The sequence below is a fragment of the Beduini sp. genome (assembly GCF_047239305.1).
GTDB lineage: Bacteria > Bacillota_I > Bacilli_A > Erysipelotrichales > Coprobacillaceae > Beduini.
The window spans coordinates 20,090-45,109 of sequence record NZ_JBKTEM010000016.1; the positions used below are offsets into that span (position 1 = coordinate 20,090).

39 protein-coding genes and 1 tRNA gene are annotated in these 25,020 nt (G+C 38.4%); all 40 read right to left on the reverse strand.

Annotated elements, in window-relative coordinates:
• Position 1: 1 nt before the first annotated feature.
• The 40 genes from ACLRVU_RS14080 to ACLRVU_RS14275 all read right to left on the reverse strand — a co-directional run bounded on the left by ACLRVU_RS14080 (position 2) and on the right by ACLRVU_RS14275 (position 24,857).
• Positions 2-349 (reverse strand): hypothetical protein, encoded by a 348-nt coding sequence (locus ACLRVU_RS14080; protein ID WP_118002533.1) that lies wholly within the window; start codon positions 347-349, stop codon positions 2-4.
• 4 nt (positions 350-353) lie between these two features.
• Positions 354-920 (reverse strand): hypothetical protein, encoded by a 567-nt coding sequence (locus ACLRVU_RS14085; protein ID WP_118002532.1) that lies wholly within the window; start codon positions 918-920, stop codon positions 354-356.
• 131 nt (positions 921-1,051) lie between these two features.
• Positions 1,052-2,506 carry a phage portal protein gene (locus ACLRVU_RS14090; protein ID WP_118002531.1) on the reverse strand — a complete coding sequence of 485 codons (1,455 nt, stop codon included), beginning with the start codon at positions 2,504-2,506 and terminating at the stop codon, positions 1,052-1,054.
• Positions 2,507-2,551: 45 nt separating this feature from the next.
• Complete coding sequence (locus tag ACLRVU_RS14095) at positions 2,552-2,731, reverse strand: hypothetical protein (RefSeq protein WP_257322962.1); 180 nt, start codon at positions 2,729-2,731, stop codon at positions 2,552-2,554.
• Positions 2,706-4,343, reverse strand: a complete 1,638-nt coding sequence (locus tag ACLRVU_RS14100) for a hypothetical protein (protein ID WP_142419632.1) — start codon at positions 4,341-4,343, stop codon at positions 2,706-2,708. Before ACLRVU_RS14100 ends, ACLRVU_RS14095 begins: the two co-directional genes overlap by 26 nt.
• 45 nt (positions 4,344-4,388) lie before the next feature.
• A complete protein-coding gene (locus ACLRVU_RS14105; RefSeq protein ID WP_142419631.1) occupies positions 4,389-4,862 on the reverse strand; it encodes a hypothetical protein in 474 nt (157 codons plus the stop codon).
• A gap of 315 nt (positions 4,863-5,177) precedes the next feature.
• Positions 5,178-5,251 (reverse strand) — tRNA-Gln (locus tag ACLRVU_RS14110).
• Between the two features lie 999 nt (positions 5,252-6,250).
• Positions 6,251-6,859, reverse strand: a complete 609-nt coding sequence (locus tag ACLRVU_RS14115) for a hypothetical protein (protein WP_142419629.1) — start codon at positions 6,857-6,859, stop codon at positions 6,251-6,253.
• 393 nt (positions 6,860-7,252) lie between these two features.
• Entirely contained in the window at positions 7,253-8,002 is a 750-nt protein-coding gene (locus tag ACLRVU_RS14120) for a phage terminase small subunit-related protein (protein WP_142419628.1), read from the reverse strand.
• 474 nt (positions 8,003-8,476) lie between these two features.
• Positions 8,477-8,854 (reverse strand): hypothetical protein, encoded by a 378-nt coding sequence (locus tag ACLRVU_RS14125; protein WP_142419627.1) that lies wholly within the window; start codon positions 8,852-8,854, stop codon positions 8,477-8,479.
• Positions 8,855-8,857: 3 nt separating this feature from the next.
• On the reverse strand, positions 8,858-9,061 hold the full coding sequence (locus ACLRVU_RS14130) for a hypothetical protein (protein ID WP_142419626.1): 204 nt from the start codon (positions 9,059-9,061) through the stop codon (positions 8,858-8,860).
• A gap of 87 nt (positions 9,062-9,148) precedes the next feature.
• Entirely contained in the window at positions 9,149-9,409 is a 261-nt protein-coding gene (locus tag ACLRVU_RS14135) for a DUF6618 family protein (RefSeq protein WP_142419625.1), read from the reverse strand.
• A complete protein-coding gene (locus tag ACLRVU_RS14140) occupies positions 9,406-9,645 on the reverse strand; it encodes a hypothetical protein (RefSeq protein ID WP_142419624.1) in 240 nt (79 codons plus the stop codon). The genes ACLRVU_RS14135 and ACLRVU_RS14140 overlap by 4 nt, the downstream gene beginning before the upstream one ends.
• Positions 9,642-10,565, reverse strand: coding sequence for a hypothetical protein (locus tag ACLRVU_RS14145; RefSeq protein WP_142419623.1), 924 nt, complete (start codon positions 10,563-10,565; stop codon positions 9,642-9,644). The genes ACLRVU_RS14140 and ACLRVU_RS14145 overlap by 4 nt, the downstream gene beginning before the upstream one ends.
• A gap of 95 nt (positions 10,566-10,660) precedes the next feature.
• Positions 10,661-10,855 carry a hypothetical protein gene (locus ACLRVU_RS14150; protein ID WP_142419622.1) on the reverse strand — a complete coding sequence of 65 codons (195 nt, stop codon included), beginning with the start codon at positions 10,853-10,855 and terminating at the stop codon, positions 10,661-10,663.
• A gap of 54 nt (positions 10,856-10,909) precedes the next feature.
• Positions 10,910-11,086, reverse strand: coding sequence for a hypothetical protein (locus ACLRVU_RS14155; protein WP_157126673.1), 177 nt, complete (start codon positions 11,084-11,086; stop codon positions 10,910-10,912).
• Positions 11,087-11,615: 529 nt separating this feature from the next.
• Entirely contained in the window at positions 11,616-12,074 is a 459-nt protein-coding gene (locus tag ACLRVU_RS14160; protein WP_142419621.1) for a hypothetical protein, read from the reverse strand.
• An 86-nt stretch (positions 12,075-12,160) separates the two neighbouring features.
• Entirely contained in the window at positions 12,161-12,499 is a 339-nt protein-coding gene (locus ACLRVU_RS14165) for a hypothetical protein (RefSeq protein ID WP_412892261.1), read from the reverse strand.
• Entirely contained in the window at positions 12,492-13,337 is an 846-nt protein-coding gene (locus ACLRVU_RS14170; protein ID WP_142419619.1) for a hypothetical protein, read from the reverse strand. The genes ACLRVU_RS14165 and ACLRVU_RS14170 overlap by 8 nt, the downstream gene beginning before the upstream one ends.
• Before the next feature lie 181 nt (positions 13,338-13,518).
• Positions 13,519-13,839 carry a hypothetical protein gene (locus ACLRVU_RS14175; protein ID WP_065531528.1) on the reverse strand — a complete coding sequence of 107 codons (321 nt, stop codon included), beginning with the start codon at positions 13,837-13,839 and terminating at the stop codon, positions 13,519-13,521.
• 23 nt (positions 13,840-13,862) lie between these two features.
• Positions 13,863-14,216, reverse strand: coding sequence for a DUF551 domain-containing protein (locus ACLRVU_RS14180; protein WP_142419618.1), 354 nt, complete (start codon positions 14,214-14,216; stop codon positions 13,863-13,865).
• 10 nt (positions 14,217-14,226) lie between these two features.
• The gene (locus ACLRVU_RS14185) at positions 14,227-15,093 is read right to left on the reverse strand and encodes a hypothetical protein (protein ID WP_142419617.1); all 867 of its coding nucleotides are present in this window, start codon (positions 15,091-15,093) and stop codon (positions 14,227-14,229) included.
• A 12-nt stretch (positions 15,094-15,105) separates the two neighbouring features.
• Entirely contained in the window at positions 15,106-15,576 is a 471-nt protein-coding gene (locus ACLRVU_RS14190) for a single-stranded DNA-binding protein (protein WP_142419616.1), read from the reverse strand.
• On the reverse strand, positions 15,573-15,977 hold the full coding sequence (locus ACLRVU_RS14195; RefSeq protein ID WP_142419615.1) for a YopX family protein: 405 nt from the start codon (positions 15,975-15,977) through the stop codon (positions 15,573-15,575). The genes ACLRVU_RS14190 and ACLRVU_RS14195 overlap by 4 nt, the downstream gene beginning before the upstream one ends.
• Entirely contained in the window at positions 15,974-16,450 is a 477-nt protein-coding gene (locus tag ACLRVU_RS14200) for a methyltransferase (protein ID WP_412892262.1), read from the reverse strand. Before ACLRVU_RS14200 ends, ACLRVU_RS14195 begins: the two co-directional genes overlap by 4 nt.
• A complete protein-coding gene (locus ACLRVU_RS14205) occupies positions 16,447-16,632 on the reverse strand; it encodes a hypothetical protein (protein ID WP_412892263.1) in 186 nt (61 codons plus the stop codon). The genes ACLRVU_RS14200 and ACLRVU_RS14205 overlap by 4 nt, the downstream gene beginning before the upstream one ends.
• On the reverse strand, positions 16,617-18,002 hold the full coding sequence (locus ACLRVU_RS14210) for a DEAD/DEAH box helicase (protein ID WP_142419613.1): 1,386 nt from the start codon (positions 18,000-18,002) through the stop codon (positions 16,617-16,619). Before ACLRVU_RS14210 ends, ACLRVU_RS14205 begins: the two co-directional genes overlap by 16 nt.
• Positions 17,999-18,895 carry a DNA methyltransferase gene (locus ACLRVU_RS14215; protein ID WP_142419612.1) on the reverse strand — a complete coding sequence of 299 codons (897 nt, stop codon included), beginning with the start codon at positions 18,893-18,895 and terminating at the stop codon, positions 17,999-18,001. The genes ACLRVU_RS14210 and ACLRVU_RS14215 overlap by 4 nt, the downstream gene beginning before the upstream one ends.
• Before the next feature lie 11 nt (positions 18,896-18,906).
• Entirely contained in the window at positions 18,907-19,218 is a 312-nt protein-coding gene (locus ACLRVU_RS14220) for a hypothetical protein (protein WP_142419611.1), read from the reverse strand.
• Positions 19,206-19,430 (reverse strand): hypothetical protein, encoded by a 225-nt coding sequence (locus ACLRVU_RS14225; protein ID WP_142419610.1) that lies wholly within the window; start codon positions 19,428-19,430, stop codon positions 19,206-19,208. The genes ACLRVU_RS14220 and ACLRVU_RS14225 overlap by 13 nt, the downstream gene beginning before the upstream one ends.
• Before the next feature lie 24 nt (positions 19,431-19,454).
• Positions 19,455-19,871 carry a hypothetical protein gene (locus ACLRVU_RS14230; protein ID WP_142419609.1) on the reverse strand — a complete coding sequence of 139 codons (417 nt, stop codon included), beginning with the start codon at positions 19,869-19,871 and terminating at the stop codon, positions 19,455-19,457.
• A 126-nt stretch (positions 19,872-19,997) separates the two neighbouring features.
• Entirely contained in the window at positions 19,998-20,783 is a 786-nt protein-coding gene (locus ACLRVU_RS14235) for an ATP-binding protein (RefSeq protein ID WP_185957944.1), read from the reverse strand.
• Positions 20,734-21,483, reverse strand: a complete 750-nt coding sequence (locus tag ACLRVU_RS14240; protein WP_142419607.1) for a helix-turn-helix domain-containing protein — start codon at positions 21,481-21,483, stop codon at positions 20,734-20,736. Before ACLRVU_RS14240 ends, ACLRVU_RS14235 begins: the two co-directional genes overlap by 50 nt.
• A gap of 3 nt (positions 21,484-21,486) precedes the next feature.
• On the reverse strand, positions 21,487-22,011 hold the full coding sequence (locus tag ACLRVU_RS14245; protein WP_142419606.1) for a hypothetical protein: 525 nt from the start codon (positions 22,009-22,011) through the stop codon (positions 21,487-21,489).
• 166 nt (positions 22,012-22,177) lie between these two features.
• Positions 22,178-22,348, reverse strand: coding sequence for a hypothetical protein (locus ACLRVU_RS14250; protein ID WP_185957943.1), 171 nt, complete (start codon positions 22,346-22,348; stop codon positions 22,178-22,180).
• Positions 22,338-22,763: a RusA family crossover junction endodeoxyribonuclease gene (locus ACLRVU_RS14255; protein ID WP_142419605.1), complete on the reverse strand. Its 426-nt coding sequence runs from the start codon at positions 22,761-22,763 to the stop codon at positions 22,338-22,340. The genes ACLRVU_RS14250 and ACLRVU_RS14255 overlap by 11 nt, the downstream gene beginning before the upstream one ends.
• Positions 22,763-23,494 (reverse strand): hypothetical protein, encoded by a 732-nt coding sequence (locus tag ACLRVU_RS14260; protein ID WP_412892264.1) that lies wholly within the window; start codon positions 23,492-23,494, stop codon positions 22,763-22,765. Before ACLRVU_RS14260 ends, ACLRVU_RS14255 begins: the two co-directional genes overlap by 1 nt.
• Positions 23,488-23,919: a hypothetical protein gene (locus tag ACLRVU_RS14265; protein ID WP_055201048.1), complete on the reverse strand. Its 432-nt coding sequence runs from the start codon at positions 23,917-23,919 to the stop codon at positions 23,488-23,490. Before ACLRVU_RS14265 ends, ACLRVU_RS14260 begins: the two co-directional genes overlap by 7 nt.
• 18 nt (positions 23,920-23,937) lie before the next feature.
• Positions 23,938-24,189 (reverse strand): hypothetical protein, encoded by a 252-nt coding sequence (locus ACLRVU_RS14270; protein WP_142419603.1) that lies wholly within the window; start codon positions 24,187-24,189, stop codon positions 23,938-23,940.
• Positions 24,186-24,857, reverse strand: coding sequence for an MBL fold metallo-hydrolase (locus ACLRVU_RS14275; RefSeq protein ID WP_412892265.1), 672 nt, complete (start codon positions 24,855-24,857; stop codon positions 24,186-24,188). The genes ACLRVU_RS14270 and ACLRVU_RS14275 overlap by 4 nt, the downstream gene beginning before the upstream one ends.
• Between the last annotated feature and the right edge of the window lie 163 nt (positions 24,858-25,020).

Sequence of the window (25,020 nt, forward strand, 5' to 3'; positions counted from 1 at the left end):
CCTATAAAAGTTGAATCATCGGCAATGCCGCCAGTGTAGCTTCATCGTAAGTCTCACCAGTATTTTTCTCTGCCTTTGCTTTATCGACAAAACCATGTACTATCAATGAAGTATTTGGGTTATCATCATACACATCATGCATCAGTATACCGATAGCGTTTGATTTTCCTTCTGTTACCGTGGCCTTGATGCCATTCTTTGCCATTGGTGTTCCTGCCTTAACTACTTTTACTTCACCATACGCTATTTCTGTTACTTCGCTAAAATCAACATGATATGGAATAGCAACAAAATGCTCATTACTTACTACGTTGATTCCACTACCAAACTCTCTATAAGTCACCTTCATTATTTCATTCTCCTTTCAAATATGCTGTGAATCCACCCTGCGTATTAGCGGTTTGAGCCAGTTGTTCTGCCAACTGAACATCTTTTGGTTTCGTTTCTCCGTTGCTACCATCTCCGCCATCTGGGCGTGGTGTATTTTTCAGCTGATCGTTCTTTGCCTGCGCTTCAGCGGCCGCCATTTTTGTTTTAAAGGTCGTTGCCATAGCTGTTGCTACAGATACAGATGCATCTTTATCACTTGTAACAATACCGTCGATAAAATCCTTATAATCATCTTCCTGCATGCCGGCAGTAATCAGGACTTTTTCAACTTCCAGTTTATTTGCCATCTTCTGATATTTTTCTTTTTCAGCATTAGCTTCGTCAATGGCCTGCTGCTGTAATTGCTCTGCTGTTAAATTCTGCTGTTTCAAGGTTGCTAATTCAGCAGAATCAGCCTGTAACTGCGTATTTTGCTGTGTTAAATCAGAAATCTGGTTTCTAAGATTTGTCAACTCGCTTCCCCTCATTGCAAGTACACTGTCTGCTTGTTCTTCTGTAAGCCCGGCAGCTAATAATTGTTCTTTTGTCATAATTACTCAATCCTTTCCATCTAGGCTTTTATAGGAGTTCTCCATCTCCTGACGTCTTCTTGTTTTAGGTCTAGCAGTAAAAGACCAATAAAAAATGAACAGTTTATTTTCGTAATGACTTATTCAGGTCATTATCCGGTTACCGGAAGTTTAGGCAATACATCATTTTCATTTTTGATATTGCCTTCTTGTACATTCGTCTTCAAATCTCTTAGCCACTTGGCATTTAAGTATGGCTGTGAATCAACATACGCCTGCTCTGGGTCGTTAAACAGTCCACAAATAGTAAATGCAATACGTGGATGCACTCCTGCTTCCAGCAGATTAAGTAACGCTTGTGCCTTAACTAGTATGCTGTCCGTTTTATTTCGTGTGAACTTGATATCAATATCCCAAAGTTTCAGCTGCCTTAATTGTGGCTCTACATTCAACGTATCCTGGATAATTCTCAGTACCATCTTCAAAAACAGCTTTTCACTACGCTTGAATGAAAGTTCTATGGATTTCGCTCTAGCTTCGGCGTTAGACCATCCCTGACCGATAATAAGTGCTTGCCCGGTATTTCCCCCGGCAGAAGCATTTCTGTCTGGTACACCTGCAATTTGCAGCATTTTTTGGTATAAGGAATCTACATATATTTGTGAATCCGTTTGGTTTAAATCAACCTCTACATATTCAACATCGCCTCTACTACCTTGTGGAACCTTAATCTTTATCATGCCTTTTTCCCTGAATTCATCGAATTTTTCTGGGACGATATCACAATTTAAAAATTTTAAGAAACTTTGAATTTTTTGTTCAACACCATCACTTCTATTTGATTCCATATTGTTAATAGCATTCATAATAGAGTGCACCGGTTCAAAAGCGCCAAGCCTGACGGTACCTAACGGATATTCAGCAATAGGTAAACGGTTTAAGACATGATTTACAATTCGATACTTCCGAAACGTGGAATTGAATTCCTCACAGGCGAAGAACACATCCTTGGTATATCCGAACATTTCATAATACTCAAATCCCTTGTTCATCTTTTTATTAAATGTCACACAAAGCCAAGGCTTCTTACCAAAGCCAGTATCCTTCACAACGAATGTAACTCTAGGGTCTAATATCTCAGTTTCAAATACTGCATCGTCATCAACTGCCGGCATTGTCATCCGGTATCCGACACCGCAGGCAAGCATCCATTCACCTAACTCCCGGTCTTTTGAAGCTTTATCATCATCAGCCATAAGCTCATTAAGCATAGATACATTGTTTACATCGGAGTATCCTTCTTTTGCGCCGTGTATTCCTCGCTGCACATACTGGATAGGATCACCAAAAACATATCCCATGTAGAAATTCATGATTTCATACGCATGATTGATTACTAGCTTATTGCATATTTCGGGTCGTACTCTCTTTACTCTTTCAAGAATAGGTTGCTTTCCCTTATAGTAATTCCAAAGATAATGTATCTGCGCTGCATTGGTAGAATGGATAGCCATTGCCCTTGCCAATATTTTAGGAAGTGTTTCTTCCGTTATTTCTTGCCGTGGTATGAATATTTCCTGTCTGCCAAACAATTCTATTTCTATCATCTATCCACCTCCCTTCTGGTAATAAAAAAGCACATATAGTGCTGCTTACCCTTTGATTAAATACTTGTTTCTATAGATGCGCCAGTCTTCACATGCCGGATTGCTGCATACTCTACCTTTGCACTCTGTTTTCTTACTGCATGGTGCAGGCGGCGCTGCTCTAATCTCTCTGCTTTTCTTTTCCATACCCTTTTCCTTTCTAAAACGGCCTATCCCCGATTTCATAACTTATTCCACCTTCATATATCAATTCTGCCAGCATAGCGAGGCTATCCGGAGAATCATCATGTGGTGATTTTCCTGTCTGAAGAAACGTTGTCAATTCTTTCATTGCCTTGTCGTATTCCTTATTTCTATTGGCTTTATCCACAAAGATGAAGCGTTTTATATCCGGTGCCCATCTGATTATCCTTGATAACTTTGACTTATTGCTCGGAGACACTTCCGATGTGATATTCATATGAACGCCAATCTTCCTCAATTCTTCATCCACTTTATCTGAATACTCATGACCACCATTGTTTGCTTCGAATTTCGATAGGTGTGGTTTATGTATCGACATTTTGCCAATTACTCTTGGTCTTGTCACTGTCTTATCGCCTTTATCAAATATCCAATCAGGGATGTATACATCTTCACCAAACTGATAACCAAATGGTTGTGAATAGCTATCTCCACCGCCCCACGCAACGTCAGATGCGGAATATATATAATCTGGTTTAATCTGCGGAAGTATCCCATTGAAATACCGGAGTTCTTTTTCCGGAAACAGTAGTCCTTCACGCTCAATAGGCTGATTCATATAAAGCGCCAAGAATGATACTTCATCCATATCTTTCTCAATATTTTTGAAATACTCAGTATCAAAGCCTACGCCAAAATCATAATTGAAGTTGGATTCACCATTTTCATCCAGAGCTGGAATGCAAATAAATCTTGCTCGAGGATTATTTTCGTTGTCTCTTTCAAGCCGACCGATAGGATCATGTACAGACCATCGTGTTGCTATATGGAGTTCTTTACACTTCATTTTCTTACGTGACTTCAAATCATTAAAGTATTTCATCCACAGCCTGTCCATACGATCAATAGACAAAGCTTCCTCTATACCGGATACAAGGTCATCGACATAAAGTATTCCTTCACATCGTGTTGCTCCAGTCAAGGATCCATCTATAGCTCTACAAGTTAACGAAGGAAATCGCTTAACCTTATCCAAATCAAGTGTTTCATATTTTGCACTTTTATTGACCAATTGAACATCGGGAAACACATCGTGCCAAAGATACTCGGGGTCAGTGATTATAGACATAACACCATCATAAAAACCTCTGGTCAATCCGTCAGCATGACCAGATGCTAGATTACATTTTTCTGGATTCCTTCCCATTAGCCATGATAAAAAGAAAATACCGGCAGTTGATTTACCGGTACCTGGTGGCATTGAAATCGTTAATATGTCTATCACATCATCGGCTAAGTCCTGAAGGTGCCGAATAAGCTTATCCTTTAGAATTTTTCGCCGTGGCAAATAGAATCGTTTATCTGGGTCCCGATCAAATTCTACATAAAGCAAATACGCATCAAAATCTATCGGCGCATCAAATAAAAGAGAACGCTTATACAGTTGTATGAAACGTTCTCTCTCTGATATTGGTAAAAATGCATTTTTTGATTGCTTTACAGACACATCACGAACTACCTTATTAAGCCGGTGTGCATGCACCATGTCTTCAGGCTCATATATTCGTAGAAGTTCAAATAAATCATCCAGATTTTGGTATCTTTTGCAGTCACGTTGTTCAAGAAGGATGTTAATTAATTCAATCGTCTTCATTTAACCTCCATATAATACATGACTTTCATCACCATCATCTCACTTTCATTTTAAACCTCTCGCTTTATCTGCATCAAATGGATTTTTTCTTGTATATTTCTCTTTATTCGTATTGATATATAATAATATATAATATTCATTTTCTTTTAGGCTATCATTTAACCTTATGTATTCACATATATCATATAATTCATTTTCATAATTCATTAGAGCAATGTATGAATCACCTTTAGTTTCCATATAGAGTATCATTCCTGATATTATCAGAGGAGCCATTATGCTTTCCATTACCCTTATTATGACCTCATATTTCACAATAACCATGGCAATTTCTAATGCTACTAAAACAAAAAGGAAAATCGCTATATAGAAACGTTCTTTTCTATAGTTGGTAAAATATTCAATTTGATTAACTAAATAAATTATCTTTTTTCTATCTAATGTAATATCCCTTTCTTCTGATACGTGATACTTCGGCTGTTGATTTGCCGTTAAACAATTTAAAAATTCTTTAATCATTTTCATCCACCCTTTCTATAATAATATAACATGAAAAGGGATATAAAAAAATAGTTAATGATTTGCCACACAGACAAGGCGATAGGTACTGTGCAGCTTTTTTGTATTTTGCAGTACATAAACATAAAGGATAAAAACAGAAAGGGAGGTATATTTACGCAAGTTGGAGGAGAAAAACCATGTACTGCCACATCACTCTATTATTTGAGTGAAACCGTGTATACGAATGAACGTGGTATCGTTCTACGTATTTAGGCAAGCCCATCCTAATGCTAGCTACTTCAATCCCAAATACAACCGTTCAGAAGTGTTAAATGGTTTCCGATTCTGGGGTCGAACCAGAACTCATGGATTCAAAGTCCATTGCCTTTCCATTTGGCTAATCGGAAATATTGGCATACCTCCTCAGAATCGAACTGAGAGCAACGGTTTTGGAGACCGTCATGTTTCCTTTATACCAGAGGTATATAAAGGGAGGTTCTCTCCCTTTTTCCGTGTATGTGCAGATTTTAAGCCGGTTACTGTCTGCTATCGTCTTTGGCATCCGGTTTCAGTAAGCGATTCCCCTTATGCCGAGGTTATGGAATCTATCAATTTGAGCAAATAGAAAAGCACATGTACAACCGGTTCCCATATAACGGGCGGCTTCTATGTGCTTTACAATTGGCTTTCCTCCTGCCGTAGAGGGGATAGTGTTCAGCATACACTCCAGAGCAACGGTCTTCAGCCTGCCGCCACGGCCGCAGTAAGTCCCGTAGGATTCCTTACCGCTGTTCAGACAACGCAATGCGTTCTCGATCCTGTTTCCACGTTCGTGGATCAGATAAATTGTATCAGGCAAGGATTTGAACCTTGCATAATGCACCAGTCGAAATGCATCTCGCCATACTCTTCGTGTACTTTACCACGCAAGCTGTTGTAATACTATGCGTCTACCTATTCCGCCACTGATACAAATAATCCTATCAAGCTAAATTCCTTGAACCGCCAAGTCATCATCACTGATAGGTAGGCATCGTTATATATGCGGTTCCAAACTCGTAACGATACCCAATTAAAGGTTTCACAGCTTCCATAACTGTGAACTTGGTTATTATTGGCTTAATGGAAAGTATTTATTGCCAACAACATGACCTCCGAAAGATTTCCAGATACCAAGCTAAGCCATAAAAAAGACTGAATGGGACACTTCCATGAGAGGTGTTCAGTCTACTATCGGCGCTACGGCCGCTATGTTGGCACTAATGCAGTTCCCGCAAGTTGAAAGGTCTTTTGTGTACCTTACCGCCTCTTGTACACCAACACTTAACGCTTCGTCACTCACCGCATCACCGATGAGCCAGTGTTCCCGCTTTATTTCTACATAAATTGTGATTGAATAGTATTTATTACTTTCTAAACCATTCATTCTCCTTAATCAAATTATTATTAGGATATTTGCTTAAATCTTTAACATTTTCAATACTTACAGAAATTATAGTATTTTTTGCAACAGGGAATACTATTTCTTCTTCCTCCTCGTACCGGCATAAAATTCTTATATCGTAATCTTGAGATGGCATAAATTTATATCTATAAGTAATAATATGATATAAGAATCCAAATACATCAAACGCATATTCATTTTTTGTGTTAGCTAATATATGTAGACAATTACCACAGTATGAAAGTGGTTTTGCTGTAACACCATTAATTGTTTTAGACCATGAAAAATAATTTTCTCTACGGTCAATATATCCGTTCTTCATTTTTTTTGCGATTTGTAACCTATGCATATCACCTCTATATATCACTTTTTCTAAAAAATCAATTTCTTCTTTTGTTTTTGTCTCTTTAATCTGGATTTCTTCAATTTTAGAGAATAATGGCTTCCATATTTTTTTATCCATACTGTTATGGTAACTTTTATAAGCGTGGCTTTTCCCTGAAGAATGACCAGCAAGCCAATTAAAAAGGTTTACATATATTTCACATAATTCATTTTGTTCAAATATCATAGAAATCCTCTCCTATCAGTATGCATAGCCGTGTATGCAATTTACCACCTTTTTCCTGCTGTTTTAAGTATACACCAAGTAGGTCTCAAATGATAGATTTTAAGGGCTAAAATGGAGAGAAAAGTATGCACCTTTTTACAAAAAATTTGGTGATGGGACTGAGAAGGGGGTATATGCATTCTGGCCTATAGGGAGGGGGTGGGGTCATGCCTTTTGATCAGCTGGATTGATCCATGAAGCAAGCTACCACAGAACCGGATGCAGCATGTTAACGCGTAGCCTTTATAAGCTAACAAACCAAAGCATATAAGCTAACAAAAACAGCTATAAAGCATTTATTTATCGTGTTTTTTGTTAAGTATCTATTAACATTCGGCTCTTTATAGCCATTAATCAGCCATCATCAGGCAGGTTGTCAGCTTGCTCAGCTATCCGGTTAGCTATCTCGTTTTTATCTGCTGTGCTGCCTAGAACGTTGTTGTGAGTTACAACGGTGTCCACCTGGTCTTTCATGTCCTGCCGGTTCTTGGATATGAACATGTATAAAACCTTGTCCATACGCCCCGCAATTGCTAGCTGTGTGTTGAACTCGTGAATACAAAGTTTTGCATTTTGTAATAGCTCCGCACGAACTGTTCCCGATTTTCCGTTGCACCAATCATAAAAACAAGTCTGACCAATACCTAAACATAGCCATAAACCTTCCATTGTTGGTATATAACCATCATGAATACATGTTTTAAAATACTCTACTATACGCAACTGACATTCATAATCTGTAGTAGCTTTAGATACTCCTAGACTACGTACTGAATTAGTTAATGTCTGTTGTACAAACAGCTTGAAATCATCGTCATGAGGTGATTCCGCTAACATGTCGTTAAGAGTCTTCTTGCCTTGGTCTTCTTCTACAGCTTCCCATCTTGGTACTGGCTCCACGTTGCCTTTCCCCTTCAGAAATCCTCTGGCTTTTTCCAGATCCACCGAACCGTCATCAGTCCTGCAAGAATTGCGTTTATCAACCCAGTGGTATCTGGTCATCCAGCTCTTTACAGTGCCTTCTGTAGTGTTCAAATCCTTGGCAATATCCTTCAGCGCTCTGCCTTTGCAATACTGGTAAAATCCTTTGTAATGTGGCTTCATGTTCTCACCTCACTTTTTTTCTTTTGTGTTATTTTCTTTTTAAATCTTTTAATCTTTTAAAGATCTTTTAAAGCTTTTAAAGCTTTTAAAAAACTACTAGCCTAGGTAGTAGCTATATACTCTATACATCACTGTTTTAAAGCTATCTAAGAGCTGTTTAACCAGTGTAATAGTGTCTTTAACGAGTGTAGTTATACAGCCTTAAAACAAGCTTATAATCAACCAGAGAGTAACAAAAAAAGCAGCACTCACAAGAGCACTGCCTTTTATAACTTAGCCAAAGAATAACACAATTTTGAAGATTTGTCAACTTGATGAGTCAAGTGGAAAACTCAGTAAAATCAGGTGGAAAACCAAAAGAAAGCCGACCAGATCAGGCCGACTCATTTGTATGATTTTAGTACCCATTGCAGCATACCAACGGCGATAGCTACAGGTGCCAAGATGCACCATCCCATTATTTTAAAAATTACTTTAATCATTTTTAACATCCCATCCCAAAATTGCTAATAACTCAATTTTTAATTTATCCCACGCCATATCGTGATGGTAGGATACATAATCCATCATATCATTGATTTTATCAAATATAGATAAATCCCTAATATCACATGTTATTATCTCAAACCAGTTATCTTCTTTGCTTGCATCAACAACCACAGGATAGCAGCAGTTTTCCCCACCTGTGTAAGTGAGATCATTACGGTTATATTCGTGGCAGAATATCCTATCACCTTGGCAGTAGTAATATGTATAACTGCCGATATACAGGCCGTCGTTATACCTATCACGCTCAAATAGTTTTACACCATTACTTTTTAAACTCTTGCATGTCATCACTTTATTATCCATTTTTTATTCCTCCTTGCGCCCCGTTACGGGGTCGTATGCGTACACATTGCCATCAATAGACATATAAACCCATGTAGTGCCATTGCGCTCCTCGTAGGTCACAACAGCGTTGTGAGTAATACGCTCACGCTGCACATATAATCCAGTCACAAAGCTGATAACCGCTACAATGACGATTCCGGCAGCCATTAACACTTTATCTTTCATTTTCTCTGTTCCTCCATCCCCGCCTCCCATAATAGGCGGCATACTCTGTAAAACACATAGATAAATATGATATTTTGTAAAGGCATGTTACACCTCCGCAAACGCCGCTATAGCAAGTGCAAGGATCTTACCTGTATCATAATTTTTAACAGCATTGCCGATGCTCTCGGCGTTGTAGTCAACATCCTTAAGCCCTGCCAGATCCCCGCAAACACCATGATTTATAATCGCAAAATATCCTCCGTTTACATGCTCTCCAAATACAATAAGATAATTAGATCCGTTGTAATCAATGGATATTTCTTGCGCTGAGGCGTTATAAATGCCTATTATGCTAGATTTGTTCATTTTTTGCCCATCTCCTCAATAGTGATTAATGTATTGACGCCTAATCGCCTTGTTCTGGTGATTCCATCACCGCTTTTTAGCAAGACGGTTATCGTTTTGCCGGTTTTGCTCATAATGATGTCTACAACTTCGCTTTTATAGCCAAAGTTCCACACCACGACATCACCCTTAACCAGCATACCCGCTGGTTTAGCTTTCTGTGGTGAGTATATCCCTTGTAATTTTACTGTTTTCATGATGTTGCCTCCATATCCTTGATAGCGCTAATCACTCGTTTAACGCTCCATCTAGCGTTATTTGTTAATTGCCTCTGCCATGCTCCATTTTTAGGTGACCACCGAAAGCCGTTTAATTTTAATATAGCTCTGATCTTATCGTCAGGCTTGCCATCAAACATCAATTGCAACCGCATTATTTCCGCATTTTCAATTACTTTAAAATATTCCGTTGCAATTTCTTCAGTACCTTTTTCTTTGATTTTGGAAAGTTCCTGAATCCGCTGCCTTGCTGCCTTGATTTTGTTATTGATATTGGTTAGCGAGAAACTCATGTGAGGCGCTCTTGATCCATTGTATTCAGCAATATAACGATCCATCTTTTCAGCTTCTTCATCGCTGATTCCTTCACATCCGACCATTGTTTTATTTTTTCTGTAATAGGCATTTTCCTGTTTCATTCTCGCCTGGTCTTCCAATAGACTTTCCAACTTGTCATTCAATTTTTCAATTGCCAATGGATCGCCGGCACAAATAACATCTGCGCCTGTTCCCAACTTTTCGAGTTTTGCAACGATAGGTGCAATTTTATCATCATAATATTTCCTATGATTATCTCTTGCAATGTTCTGCTTCTCTTTTTTTCTGGTAGGAAAATTCGCAGGGCCGCATACCAGCATTGAGGGACATTGCATCTTAATGCTAAGCCCCTTATTAACATACTCAGCGTATTTTTTTGCAAATTTATCACATAAATAATCAACATATTCATGTTTATCCTCTATTGTTCTTTTCTTTGCCTCTTGTCCTATTTCATATACTTCATCAACAACTTTTCTATAGCTGTCTGTTTCACTATTTGCAATATAATCATCCATTGAATGCATAGCCTTCGCTTGTCTCGCCATTTCCTCATTGATTTCATAATAGATTTTTTCCATTTTCATTTTCCTCCTGCTTTCGCTTCTGTCTTTGTCTTTCTGCCACTGCATGGATGTGTCCTACCGCTCTCCCCTTTTTCAGTGACTTGATAAAGCTATCCTTTGTTTTCTAATTCCACGATTTTATCATGCAAATATCTTTCTTCATCGCCAAATTTTTGTAGCCAGTAGAGCGATAAGCCATTTTCTCTGCCATGTTCTCTGATAGTTCTTTCATTGATTTTCTTTGTCTGTTCAATGAGATTAAGCGTTTGTATACGAGCTCTTCGTAAAATTGTTAATTCATCCATTTTGTTTTCCTCCTTTCCCACTTAGGGAAGAGGGGAAGAACCCCTCATAATTACTCATTGCACTTTCTTTAAATTAGGACAAAGCCCCAAACCGCCATCTATGCGGGGCATTCTTCTAAATGCATCCCTGTGCACACAATCCTTTTTATTACAAATTGTACAATCACACATAAGGAATTCTTCATATGTCATTTTCCACCCAGTATTATTTACAAATTCTTCTCTTGTCATTTTGTTTCCTCCCTTGCCATTACTGGCAAATTGTTATAAAATAGAACCAGAAGGCGGCTGTCGTGGGCTAGCCTTCTTTTTTTATTGTCTGGATCAATCTAGCAATAGCATTGATCAACAGCCGCAGCTCTTTGATAAGCTGTGTCATGGCATCACCTCCTTGTATAATGTCCGCACGTCCCGGGATTTTGTAACGGCTTTATACTAAGGATTTTCTGCCACCTTCTGGATGATGCAAGACAGGTAATGATTCGTGGTCATTCTGTTTGGTATCTCCTGCCTTGCACCTACATTATGCTATCCAGTCAACAACTTTTCACTTACTTTCGCATTTTCAAAGTGACGAAAAACGCCTTAAATAAAGGGTTTTCGTAAAATATGTGTGTACCCCCTATGTGCTAGGGAAAAGGGGGTGTAATAGGTAAAAACTGTTCCGGCCTGCTACGCAACAGCGAAAATTTCCTGAAAAATTTGTACAAGAAAGCAGACCAGTCACCTAGCCTACTTTCTCTATTGAAATTATGATTTTCTATTCTACATTCAGCATATGTCTAATCGCTGTATTGATACGATCATGATATGCCTGAGTGCTTATCTCAGCCTTCTCTGCAAGCTTGTACACGCTGATACCACGGCGGTATACGTTCAGCAGGGTTTCTTTCTGGTCTTTTGGAAGCCGGTTAAGGCGGTAATTTATCTTGTGTGTCTTGTCCAGACCTTTAAACTTCTGCATCCAGCGTTTAGCCTCAACATCATGAGTTGCGATTTCGATACTCAATTGTTGCAAATATGAGCCTTCTGGGAAGCTCACTGAACATCCATTGCCATAGCTATCATAAGACATACCAGACACTTTGCATTCCTGTTCAAGCAGCATTTGAAGTTCAAGAGCACTATGTAATTCTTTCTGTTGCTGATCCTGTGCAAAGTAATAGCACTCTAAGATTTTTTTCATGTAGCCAATTTCTTCTGTTGTTATCTCTACCATTTGTTTTCCTCCTATGCTATAATTAGCAATAGGTTATACATTGTTTCTTGACTGCTTTTGCGAGGGGCAGTCCTTTTTTATTACTCCTATGATGATGCTTTTAATGCCTTGCCGCACTCAGAGCAAAATTTTGGAAATGGTTTATTGAGCATACCATGATAATTCACTTCCCTAATTCCAGTTCCACACGCTGGGCACACATACATTTTAAGCATGATAGTCTTAAGTTCATGCGGTTTATCGCCGTAATTTACAAACATATTTACTGGCTTTTCTTCAACCTTACAATCATCAGCAATCCTGTAATTAACATCAGTTATCGCCTTGTAAATCGCCTTTTGTTTGCTCAGTGGAAGGCTAAAACTTTGCTTTATCTCAAGCAGTTTATGAATCACCGCCTTGCGTGACAGTGTATTCCTACTCATTACTTTTACCTTCATGTTCTGGATTCCAATACGCTGAGTTTTTTGCTAGAGCCATGTCAATAAGGTAGAAATCATTTTCATCATTCATCATAATGTCGATACTCCATTTACCTTCAAGCCATGCACGAGGCATATGCTCAATAACCAATTTTTCAACTTCGTCTACATGCTGTTTAAAGTATTTATTTAACTGTGCTTCAGCATTTGAAAATACAGCCTTATCCTCTACGCTTAAATGTTCTTCACAGTATTGATAATTCCAGTAATTCACCGTATACAACAACTTCTGCTTATCAAAATCATAGAATACTCTAAACTCCGGACGAAGAGCCATGCCATTATATATTTCTCCAAAGTTTAATTTCGGATGAATATACTCTCTCAACACAATTTCATTAAATCCTTCTGCTCCAACAAGAAGTCCTGTATAATTTATATTCTCTAATTTCTTTACCACATCCTTCAAAGGCACAAAATCAATAATATGGCAGTCGGAAAATGTAAATTTATTTGAAAACACAGCATTTTTAATAAAGATTTCATCACTCTTTCTGTTTTTAATATGAAGGAAATCATCAAGCAATGGAATCAATATTTTTCGGCAAAATTCTTTTCTCTTTGCATTCATATCTTTGTCTTCGCCATAGATATATCCAATATATTTTCTTACATCATCATATGTAAACTGATAATAAGCACTTGCCGGTATTTTTAATCCGCAATCCTTAACTCTCTCATACCAGAAACTAAAATTGTTTGGATTACAAACCATTCTGAGCCATGTGTTATATGCCATGACATTCTCCGGAGGGAATTTAATTTCAGGTAATTTAATCATATTCTCACCACCTTATACTCATCCGGAGCAATGGATATCTGCTGCCTTTTTACCTCAATCACATGCCGGTAATTGTCATTCGGCCTATACTTCCCTGCTATTGTGTCGACAACTTCATACACCCTTCCTTTAATCGGCCGCAAGTTCTCCGATATATCGGTTAACTCATTTGTTATTCTAATCAACATCCTACCTTCTCTTTCCTTTCTTTCGCAGCTTGTCCATCCCTTTTAATTAAGATATCAAGTTGCCTTTGCATATCCATCATGATTCCTGTGTTAATCTCTTTCTGTTGCTGCATACCTGCCAGAAGAGCGTAATATATAGCCTGCTCCACGTAATCCATTAGTTGCTCTTTACAGACTGTGCCAACCTTAAATGACAGTAGATCATTCAGTTTCTTTTCAATTCCATAAACTGCTGACACATAAGGTTTAACACTCATCGGCACGTCAATATTCAATTCTCTTTCATACCCATTTTCAATATGATTGTCAGACAAATTATCACTCCGATCTTTTAATTCTAAATCATCTCTTGTGGCTCATATGCCTCCGGCAACGGCATCCATGCAATAACTTCATCGGTTACATCAACTTCCCCGATTGCACAATATCGCAACCATCTTCCGCTAGGCTCAAACCTAGCACATGTGGCAATAATACTATTTAAATTACTATATTTCAGCGTGACTAAATAATTACGTCCGATATCTTTTTCGTTTTCTGGCAGTCTTTCTTCGACCGGTATCCATTTAGTTGTGGATTTATCAACTAATTCTTGCAGTAATTTATAGTTTTCATTTAAAACATCTTTTGAAATATCTTTGAACGTGTTTTGTTCACAAAATATATTCAATGCTTCTTGGTATTTATTCATTTTTTACCTCCTAATCACAGAATACATCATTATAATCAAAATCCTCATAATATCCGATAAGCTGGTCTTCCATCACGAATTTGTTGTCCGTATCAACCTTGTGAATATCTCGGATAATTTTTACAAACTCATCATTATTCCAGCTAAATCCTCGGCCACCATACTTATAAAGCCTTTTAAGTGATGACACTGGATAAAATGAGTTAACATAATGCAGCTCCCGCTTTGACAGAGCTTCCCATGTTTCCTGCGTGGTTATATACTCTCTGGTTGCCAGATCATATGCAATCTTACAATGCTGGAAATCAAACGTTTTATCCATCATTTCCTGCGCGTCACCATAAAATCGTAAGATAAATTGATAAACCATATCATTTCTTTTTAAAGTGATACTTTTGTTTCCTAGGAAATCTTTATCATTTACTTCAAAATGATTTCTCTCTAAAAGCACATAATCATATCCATTGTCAAACATCCATCGTTGCTTCTGAAATAATGGTTCTGGTATTTCTATCCATCCGGCGTAATCTTCAATGAGGTAGATAACATTATCTTTTCTTTTGTCTGATGAAATTTTAATCTTAAGTTCATCAAAACATTTATCGTCTCCAACCTCGATTACTTTACCAGTGAGCAGGCTGTCGTACATGAGTAAAGCCTGCCACTCATTTGATGTTTTAGTGATGTATTTATCATCACCTGCCTGCTCGATAAATAAATCTCTTGCATCCTTAGTCTTAAAATAGATATCCACATCATGGATAGGTTGGCGTGTGGCATTACTCACACACGCCCCGCCTGCTATATAACAATTATCCATAATCCACTGATTGTTGATAGTATCACTGATGTTTAAATCTTTTATCAATAGCTGCATCTTACACCCTCCTTAAAATGGTAGATCATCACTGGCGATATCCAGTGTACTACTGCTTGTAAAGTCATTGGAGTAGGACTGTCCGTTGTCACTCTGGTAGCCCTGATTGCTTACCTGATCATAATCAGGTACATAGGCATTGCTGTTCGCATTGCTTGCAGCTGTGCTTTTGCTTTCCAGAAATTGTACACTGTCTGCGACAACTTCTGTTACATAAACGCGTTTCCCACTCTGATCGTCATAGCTGCGTGTCTGAATCCTTCCTTCCACGCCGACCAGTGAGCCTTTATGTGTATACTGCGCTACGATATCCGCTGTTTTATTCCATGCTACCGTGTTGATGAAGTCAGCTTCCGGCTGTCCTTCCTGCTTGAAGCGGCGGGTACATGCTACAGTAAAAGAAACAATCGATGCACCGTTTGCAGTCTTACGCAGTACTGGGTCTTTTGTAAGCCTGCCGACTAATACGACTCTGTTGATCATAAGCTCACAACCTCCAGCAATTCGTGATTTTCATAAATGTTCCCAACGACTTCGACACTTTTCTCGTATTTTCCAATGTACACGTCCAACAATTCTTCGATGCCATATTCGTATTCTCTTGATATTTCACCGTCAATTAAATATCGAGCACCGAATCCAACATCACTCCACACAATCAAAAACATATTACATCCATTAACGGTTTGGTGTATGTCTATGATATCTCCCTCATAGATTTCTTTGCCATTCATGTCTTTTAATCCTGTATATTGCATGACGATAAATGCACGTTGCTCTGGTGTGCCCGGAAAAATCTCCCATGCAGGAAGATTCATGATGTCACCCCATTGCAGCATTCTGTTTTCTATTAAATCCCATGCTCTAAATTTTAATACTTTCATTTTTCTTCACTCTCCTTCATGAACACAAACCAATAAGTCTTATTCCCTCTACCTTTATCTCCAAATATCGGTATAGTATCTAATACTTCAAACAATTCTTTTTGCTTTATATCTGTTTCATTCCATTTGAATACCAACGTTCCATATGGTTTAAGCACCCTCATACATTCATCAAATACCTGTTTCAAGTATGGTTTCCATTCTGGCGGTAATTTTCCATATTTCTTTGCCAACCATGAATTATCTCCAACCTTTACTAAATGCGGCGGATCAAACACAACCATGTCATAGGTGTTATCCGGTACAGGCAGGTGTCTGAAATCCCACTGAGTATCTGGATGTATCTTAAGCATTCTTCCATCACAAAGCGGTTCCTCTAACTTTCTGAGGTCATTAAAATGCACAAGAGGATTATTTTTATTAAAATAAAACATTTTACTTCCGCAGCAAACGTCTAATATCCTTTTCATCATTTTTCTTCTCCTTCATATAACTCTCTTATCGCTTTCTTTACTTCATCTAGTGCCACATAATCTTTATCATTAACAGTGACAAGGACATTTTCCAGACCGCACTTTTTGAGTATATCCTCAATTTTTACTATGGCATGACCTGCTATTACTGACTGCTGTCTCTTATTTAAAATGGTAGCCATTTCGGTACCTCCATAGCGATTTCCGGTATGTAGTCGGTCTTCTTACGTTGCTGACCGAACAATTCTACTTTTGCGCTTTCACTCATTACTTTTACCATTTCGGCACTCATACGTTCATGGTCAGCTTGCTTTCGCTTGATGTTGTTCAGCACATTCATTTCTTTTTCTGAGATAATGACATGCACATTCACCTCATGCTTTTGACCAAAACGATAGCACCTGCGTATTGCTTGATAAAACTGTTCGTAGCTGTCAGACAATCCACAGAATATCATGTCATGGCAGTTCTGCCAGTTCATCCCAAATCCACAGATAGATGGTTTTGTTACAAGATACTTCACGTCTCCGGATGTGAATCCCATCATAGCTTTTTCTTTATGTTCTGGCGTATCAGATCCTTTCACTTCTACGGATCCACGTATAGCCTTATGTAATGCGGTACTCTCATTGTTATAATCGCACCATATCAAGCAATTCTCTTTTGTCTGAGCGATATTCTTCGCCATAATCACTCTTTCATCAAGGCTGTGCTTTCGAGCTTCTCTGCGCTCCTGCAGCGTTTCTGCGTATTCCACAAATAAGCTCTCTGCATCTGGCTCACTTTTTAATATATTTGCTTTTACATGCAATTTCGGCAATACAAATTTTTCTCCATCATATCCAAGGTCTGCCGGTGATTTTATCATCATGCTCCATGTTGCCATCCAGCGAAAGAACTCTTTTTCCGCATGGCGTTTCAGGCGCCATCCAATGCGATCATTCTTTCCTTTTTTCTTTATTGAATCATTGATGAAGAATGTCGCTAACATTTCGCCACGCGGCATGACACCGAGAAACTCAGCTGTTGTCCCTATCTCTGTATAATCGTTAGGGCTTGGTGTTGCTGTGCAGCATAATTTGTATGGTGTGTAAGCAAAACGTTCCTGCAGGTCTTTTGTTGTTTCCCCTGTGTATGATTTCAAAATCGAACTTTCATCTAGGACAACGCCGGAAAAACTATCCGTATCGAATTTGTGTATCTTTTCGTAATTTGTGATGTTTATGCCTGGTTTTATATCTTCCTGACCTTCTGCCAGATTGCAAGTGATACCAAACTTTGAAGCTTCCTGTGCAGTCTGTTTTGACACCGCCAATGGTGCCAGAATCAGCACAGTACCACCTGTGTGTTTTGCTACCGCATCCGCCCATGATAATTGCTGGATGGTCTTACCCAGCCCGGTATCTTCGAACAAAGCAGCTTTTCCTATTCTGAGCGCCCATTTTGTTATTGCTTGCTGATAGTCAAATAGGTTTTCATTAAGGTTTGTGGCAGTAAATCCAGATGGTTCTATTGTGTATTCTTTAGTCTTTAAAAACTCTTCATATGTCATTCTTCATCACCTTCAAACAAAAACTCCAGCTGTTCTTCTGCGTTTGCAGCACGTTCACAATTTTTCACTGCCTGTCCAAAATATGATTCTTTTAATTCTATCCCTGCAGCCTTACGGTGCATCTTTATGGATTGATATGCTTCTGATCCGATACCCAAGAATGGGGTAAACACTGTATCACCTGGATTTGTCCACAGCTCAACGCATCGCTCTATAACGTCTAACTGCAAAGGGCATATGTGCTTTTCGTCTCGTTCTTCCCTCGCTGATGTACGATTGAGAGTGTTGCTCTGTCGGATGTTCATCCATACCGGCGATGCATATTCCTGCCATTTGCTTACCGGAAATGATTCATTCGTGTGCGTTATCGGTTCTTTGTTTTCTCCCGGTTTCCTCATCGTAACAATGTAATCGGCAATGCCCTGACGGCTCATAGCACTATCTTTTTTTAACTGCTTGTGCAACAATCCTATATGTTTTGTTCGCTGCATAGCAACCACCGGATCTTTCCAGATTGTGATTTTGCTATGGTAGTAAAATCCATAATCCTGGAATAACTCTCTCAATATGCCCGGAAAATCTCGTAAACCAATAAATCCATCGCTTGCTTTTGTTGTAGGAAGGTCCATGCAGTGGATGCTGACTAATCTCCCTGGTTTGGTTATCCGGAATAGTTCAGCTACGATATAGCCAAACTGTTTATAAAACTCTTCTGTACTGCGGCAGTTGCCTAAATCTCTCGGGCTGTCACTGTAAGTGTATAAATCCTCGAAAGGTGGACTAAAAATTGAATAGCCCATTGATTCATCCGGTAAACCCTGCATTACTTCGCAGGAATCTCCGTTGTATAATGCGTAATGTTCTGTAATTACTTGATTGATTACTTTTTTCATTTCTTCTCCTTTCAAAAAAACAGTGTCTCTTGTATTGTGTTCTTTGATATGCCGAGCTCGTACATGGCTAGTTTTATGATTTTTATTACTTCTGCTGATGTATTAGCCTGATTACTTTTAGGTGTTGAGCTTTTCTTCCAGTCATTCCATGATATTTGCCAGTAAAACGTCCCTGTATGAGGATAATCGAGTGAAGTGTAATCTATATCTGTCATATAGACGATGATATATTTCGGATATTCGCCAATGGTGATTTGACTCCCATCATACGATTGACTGTATACAATACCTTTGTTTTTCAGAGCTTTTTTTATTCTTTGCATATTTGAATTACCATCTTAATGCCTAATGCGTGCATAGTAGCAAACATCACATCGACTGGCATCCTGTTTTTATACGATAAATAATTGTTCATTGAGTGATAACCAACAGCCACTATTTTTGCAAGTTTACGGTTGCTGATGTTTAACTCACCTTGACGTCTTATGATGATATCCAGGATGTTATCGTAAGTTGTCATATTAGTTTCAGTCACTTATCTCTCTCCTTCCTCGTGTTGTTATCTACACACTATCTCCAAAATATTAGTCGGATCTTCTTCTGTACCGGCTACGTCAAATCTGCACTTCAGTCCTTGCTTAGCCAAATAGTTCATAATTCTCTTTTTCCCATATCGTGATATGTACTTGCTTTCAATCACAGTCCTACCTTTTGATTTAAGCGTTGTTGCAATGTAAGGTGGTAATACAACCTTCTCATATTTTCTTGGTTCTTCAGTTTCAGCTTCAAAATCTACTCCCATCATTTCACCTGCAACCTTCCAGAACTCCTTCTGCTTGATCGTACCTGTGTATATTTTCAAATAATTATTGATGCTTACCGGAGTAATACCTATCCGTTCTGCCAATTCACTTCGGAACGATTTATGCTCCTGCTCCCATTTTTTTAGCAATTCTGCTCTTTTAGCTATCCGCATATCCCTCACTCCCTTCTGATTCGTTATCAGCGCCTCATATGGCTGTTCCATGGCGTGTAACGGGCGGAAGTGAGCACCGAAGGGGCAACACCTTTCACCTCGCTATAACACCGCTACACGTACAAATTACTTAAGCCTGAAATTTTTATCATCACCTTTACTGATTTCCATAAAGAAACCCTTACTGCGTTCCTTGATTCTGCCTGCAATAGCAGCATCAATTCCCATTAACTGGCTGAATGTCAATTCACTTGTAATGATCGTAGTTAATTTATTGTTATATCTGTAGTTGATCAAGTCGAAAGCCAACGTTATATCAGTATCGGTAAATCTCCCTTTCAGAAAATCGTCTATATACAGCACTGGCACCACCTGATATTGGTACATCATACGTTTGTCATTCAGCATATCCGCTTTCAGCTCACGAATGAATGTATTCCAGACAACATATTTAGTTTCAATACCTCTGTCTATAAACGTTTTTGCAACCGCAGAACATATATGCGTTTTCCCTGCCCCTGATTGCCCCAGAAGACAAAACCACTCATTATGCTTGTTCATGATGTATTCAGCTGCCATTTTCCTTATGTCAATTTGCCATTGCTCTTTAGCTTCGTATGTTGATACACGATGCTTAAGCAATTCAGCTAAACCACTATCTTTCGCATAACGTATTGATTTTCTTTTTGCCATGCACTCACACGGCTTTTGACTAAGAACAGGGTTCCCCTTCTCTGCCACGAATATGATTCCTTTGTTTTTACATATAGGACAATCTATACCGTCTGTTTTATCAAGGATTCCAACTTCATCGTTTTTCCATTCCGCAGCTTTTTCTTCATAAGGTCGTTCATCAGAGTTATCACACGACCTTGATTCCATAGTCGGCAGAAGATTTTTCAACTGCTCCATTTGGTACCTCCACAACATCATTCCAACGTTCCTGATTTAACCAAGTTGTAGGATGAGGACAATACCGATTATTCTTATCCCACTTGTATGCAACTATCTGAGTTGTCAATGCTTTCATGATGGCATTGTATGTCTCTTTATTCTTGCATACATTCTTCCAAGCTTGCTGCGCTTTCTTCTTTGCAATCTTTCTCGGATAGGTCTTCCAGAAGGAATCAAAAAGTGCCATAATCTCGCCTTGATTCTTTCTTTTTATATTTTCTTTATTATCATAAGTATTTAATTCTTTAGTAATTGATTTATAAGTATTTAATTGTTGGTGGTTTTCAAGGGGCTGAAAACCTGTGCCTTGATTATGTGCTTCTTGATATATGATGTCTTGACACGCTACATTTTCGCCTTGTGGAAATTCGTAGATATTGTACTCATATTCAATGATTCTACTATCTGTTTGATTAGGATATAACTTACGTATGACAACATAACCTGCTTCTCTTAATTCTTTCAAAGCATTTTCAACAGCTGTTCTGCCTTCTCTGGATATTGCCACCAGACCGTTGATTGAATAATCCCAATCATCAGGTAACCCTAACATCATGCTAAGCAATCCTTTTGCTTTTAACGATAAATCTTTATTTCGTAAATGATGATTAGGCATGACAGTATAGTCTTTATTCAGATGCCTTTTATATGATGCCATACTTTATGCCTCCTTTAACAAATCCGGAATATGCCACGGTTCTTCGTCTTCCCTTTTGCACCACGCAAATTGATCAGCAGATAATAATGACCATATGGGTGAACTACCAACTTCATCACATTCTCCGCCTGCCCAACCTTGCTCATATTTTATTGGCTCTCTATCATGCACATATAAATGTCCATTGTTATCTCTAGCAATCCAACCATTTCTGTATTTAGGCTTTAAAGCTTTTAGAAATTCTTTCTCAAATGATGTTAATTTCGGCAATTCTTTTCTTTTCCAGATAGATGTTAGAACATCTCCATTTAATGTATACGTATCCAAATCTGGTATAAACACTTCGATTATATCGTATTCAGTGCTATCAACATCTATCATTTCATCGTTATAATTTTTGAATTTTAAAAATCCAGAATTATCAATGAATATGCCATCTCCTATAGATACGTGATCTCTCAAAACAAGATACATACACCCATCCCTTGTTTTAACCCACATACCCGTTTTTAAATCACTCAGTTTCATTTTCTTCATCCCCTTCTTTCACTGCCCCCCTTACCCCCATGACTTTTCGCATTCAAGTTTACTTTTCCGAGAAAATCAATATATAGAAACCGATACAACATTTCAAAACGCTCTGTGTACGTTGCAATGGTATCTCCCTGCTCGATTGGCATTCTCCGGAGGATTGCTATAGGCAAGTCAAAATGTCGCTGTAATAGCTCTTATTACGCCACTGTAAAGTGTTCGTTTTTTCTGATATATAAGCTTCCTGTAAAATAAAGCTGTCGTTATCACCATTCAAAATGCGTAGTTTGTCATTAATTTGTAAAGTGATAACTTCATTGCTTTCATCGTTCATGTAGTACCTCCTCAATCGTGATTTCTACCCTTGGGATATCACTGTAATACTTATTTACTTCAAGATGCACAATCTGGCTGTCATCGGCATAGGCAACCTTATTCAGTGCATCACATATGGCTTTAGCAATGTTATCTGCATCAGGGCGCTTTGTGTGCTTTATCAATCCAGTGTTCATCAACTCTTTTTTCTTTCTACTGGTTGATTTTGGGATAGAGAAGAAAGCATCAATTCTCATTGACACTTCCCCCTCTAAAGGATTATTCAATCCACGGCACGCTTCAGCATATGAGAGCTTCACTAAATTCTCATAATTCGTTGTCTTGGTCGGAGTATATGATCTTACAAAATTTCCCTGTCTGCTGAACTTAGGTCTTCCTTTTGCTACTGGTTCACCATAGACGGTAAATTGCATTATCCGACTACCACCACTGTGCCATTTGCAATCTCTTCAGCCAGAGCTTCACGCAGATAATCCGATGTGTTTCGCTGTGCTTCTAATTTCCACATTCCTCCATCAGCTTCATAAAGTGCCATTTTACCGCCGTCTCGAACACGTAACAGGAATCTACTTTCTGGCTGAGTTAATTCGGTAAAAGTACGGTATGGAGCAAGTCGCACAATCGGGTTAATCTGGAATTCTTCCGGTTTTTTAATGGTGGTGCCGCTCACCTGAGATACTTTCAGTCCAAATCCATCATCCTCCATTGAAACCTTCGATTCATCGGTAATGGATGATACAATAGCGACCAACTTATTCAAATTGTCAGTTTCAACAAAACAAGTTTTCAACTGGATTACAAATGATTCCATGTCCATCCAATGATCAAATGATATACGAGGCAATAAAGGTGTTGTTTCGATCAAAACATTACGTTCCAGACGTTCATTGAGTCCGCTATATACATCAATTTCTTTATATCCAACATTGACAACATACGGAAGCACAAATTTACAACCACTGATACAATCTTTAATATAGTCTACTGTGGAATCCAAACTATTGAGTCTCATTTTAGATGCCATGTCTGTAGGCATGCGATGTGCATCTCCCTTTACATAAGTTTCACCGTTAATATCTTTTACGATGATTTCCTGTGAATCGGTAGCTAATCTAGCTACATACTGCAATGCTTCTTTTAACATAATGCTTCTCCTCCTGCCCTATTGGCTTCTTCCTTTGTGATGATTTTTTCTGCTTCCATGCCGATTACAAATACTTCCGGTTCGATGATGTCACCTTCAAAATTGATCTGCCCTGGTGCCTGCCCTGTCATTTCCTTTAAAACATTAACCACTTCACCAGTTTCTTTATTCTGCTCCATGACATTGAATAACGTTGTTTCGATTGGGTTTGCCGGCACAAGTTTTACCGATGCCTGAACCGCCATTTTGATTTCCTTTCGCTCATTCTGCGGAGCGAATTCCAACTTTATCGTGATAGCTCTTTTTTTTCTTTCGTCAGTATTCATATCATTGATATTTGCCAATACCTGTTCTAATGCATAATCAGCCTTCTCCATGATTTTTCCATGACATGCTTCGATAATTGATTTCTTTGTCTGTTTCATTTTATTCCCTCCCTTTCCTTACTCTTGCGGCATTTCAAATACATTGTTTAGATATAAATATGCACCATCCTCCATGGCCGGCGTACCAAGAAATTCTTTAATTTCGCACATAACTTCCTTAGCCCGCTCAGGTGACGCATAATAACCAAGTACAACTTTGCTGTCATCTTCCCATGTTTCATCATATCCAAGTATTTCTGCATGGCACTGCTGAAACTTTTTGAAAATTCCTAAGTATTCTTTATCCTGAGATTCTATCCACAAGTTCATACAATACCTCCATTCTTTTTACACACATAAGTGTTGATTCCAGTTGCTTCAAAAATAGTCTCCTTGAATTTATTTTCATTGGCATGTCTATCCGACAAGTGCATCAGAAAGATTGCCTTACATTGAGATAAATTCAGCTTTTTTAAATGGTCACGACAATGTGCTAATGACATATGGCTATCGAACAAGCGTTCATATCTGGCTATATTCTGATAATCATTTTTCTGTTTCGCATCTTCATATGCAAAATGCATTTGCTGACCATCATAATTCGCTTCGATGCAAACATAATCGAATTTATAATCAGACAAATCAGCTTTGAAGAATTTGCAATCATTAACAAATAGCAATGTTTCCTTGTCTGTACAAATCACGAAACCAAGACTATTGGGAGCATCATGTTCTACGTTGAACGGTATGATTAGCGTATCCTTCGCTAGATAACGCATTTCATTGTGTACGAGCCTATTCTTTGGATTTCCACCACATTTACTAAGCACATCTTCATTTGCATAGAATGGTATTCTGTGGCTTACAAAATCCTTTGCAGCACAACAATGATCACCGTGTCCATGTGTTACGACTGCTGCATCAATCTCAGACATTTTGATTCCTTGATTAAGTCCCTTATACATGATTTCTTTAAAAGGGATACCTACTTCCAGCATCAATTTCACTGGAGGTAGGTTTGTTCTATCTATTTCAACGTAACAGCAATTACCTGAGCTGCTACTTGCTAAACAAATAAATTTCATCAGAACGGACATTCCTCATCATCTTTAGGCTCAGAATCAGAAGAAACAGGCTGTGTTGCGGCTTTTTCCTTAATAA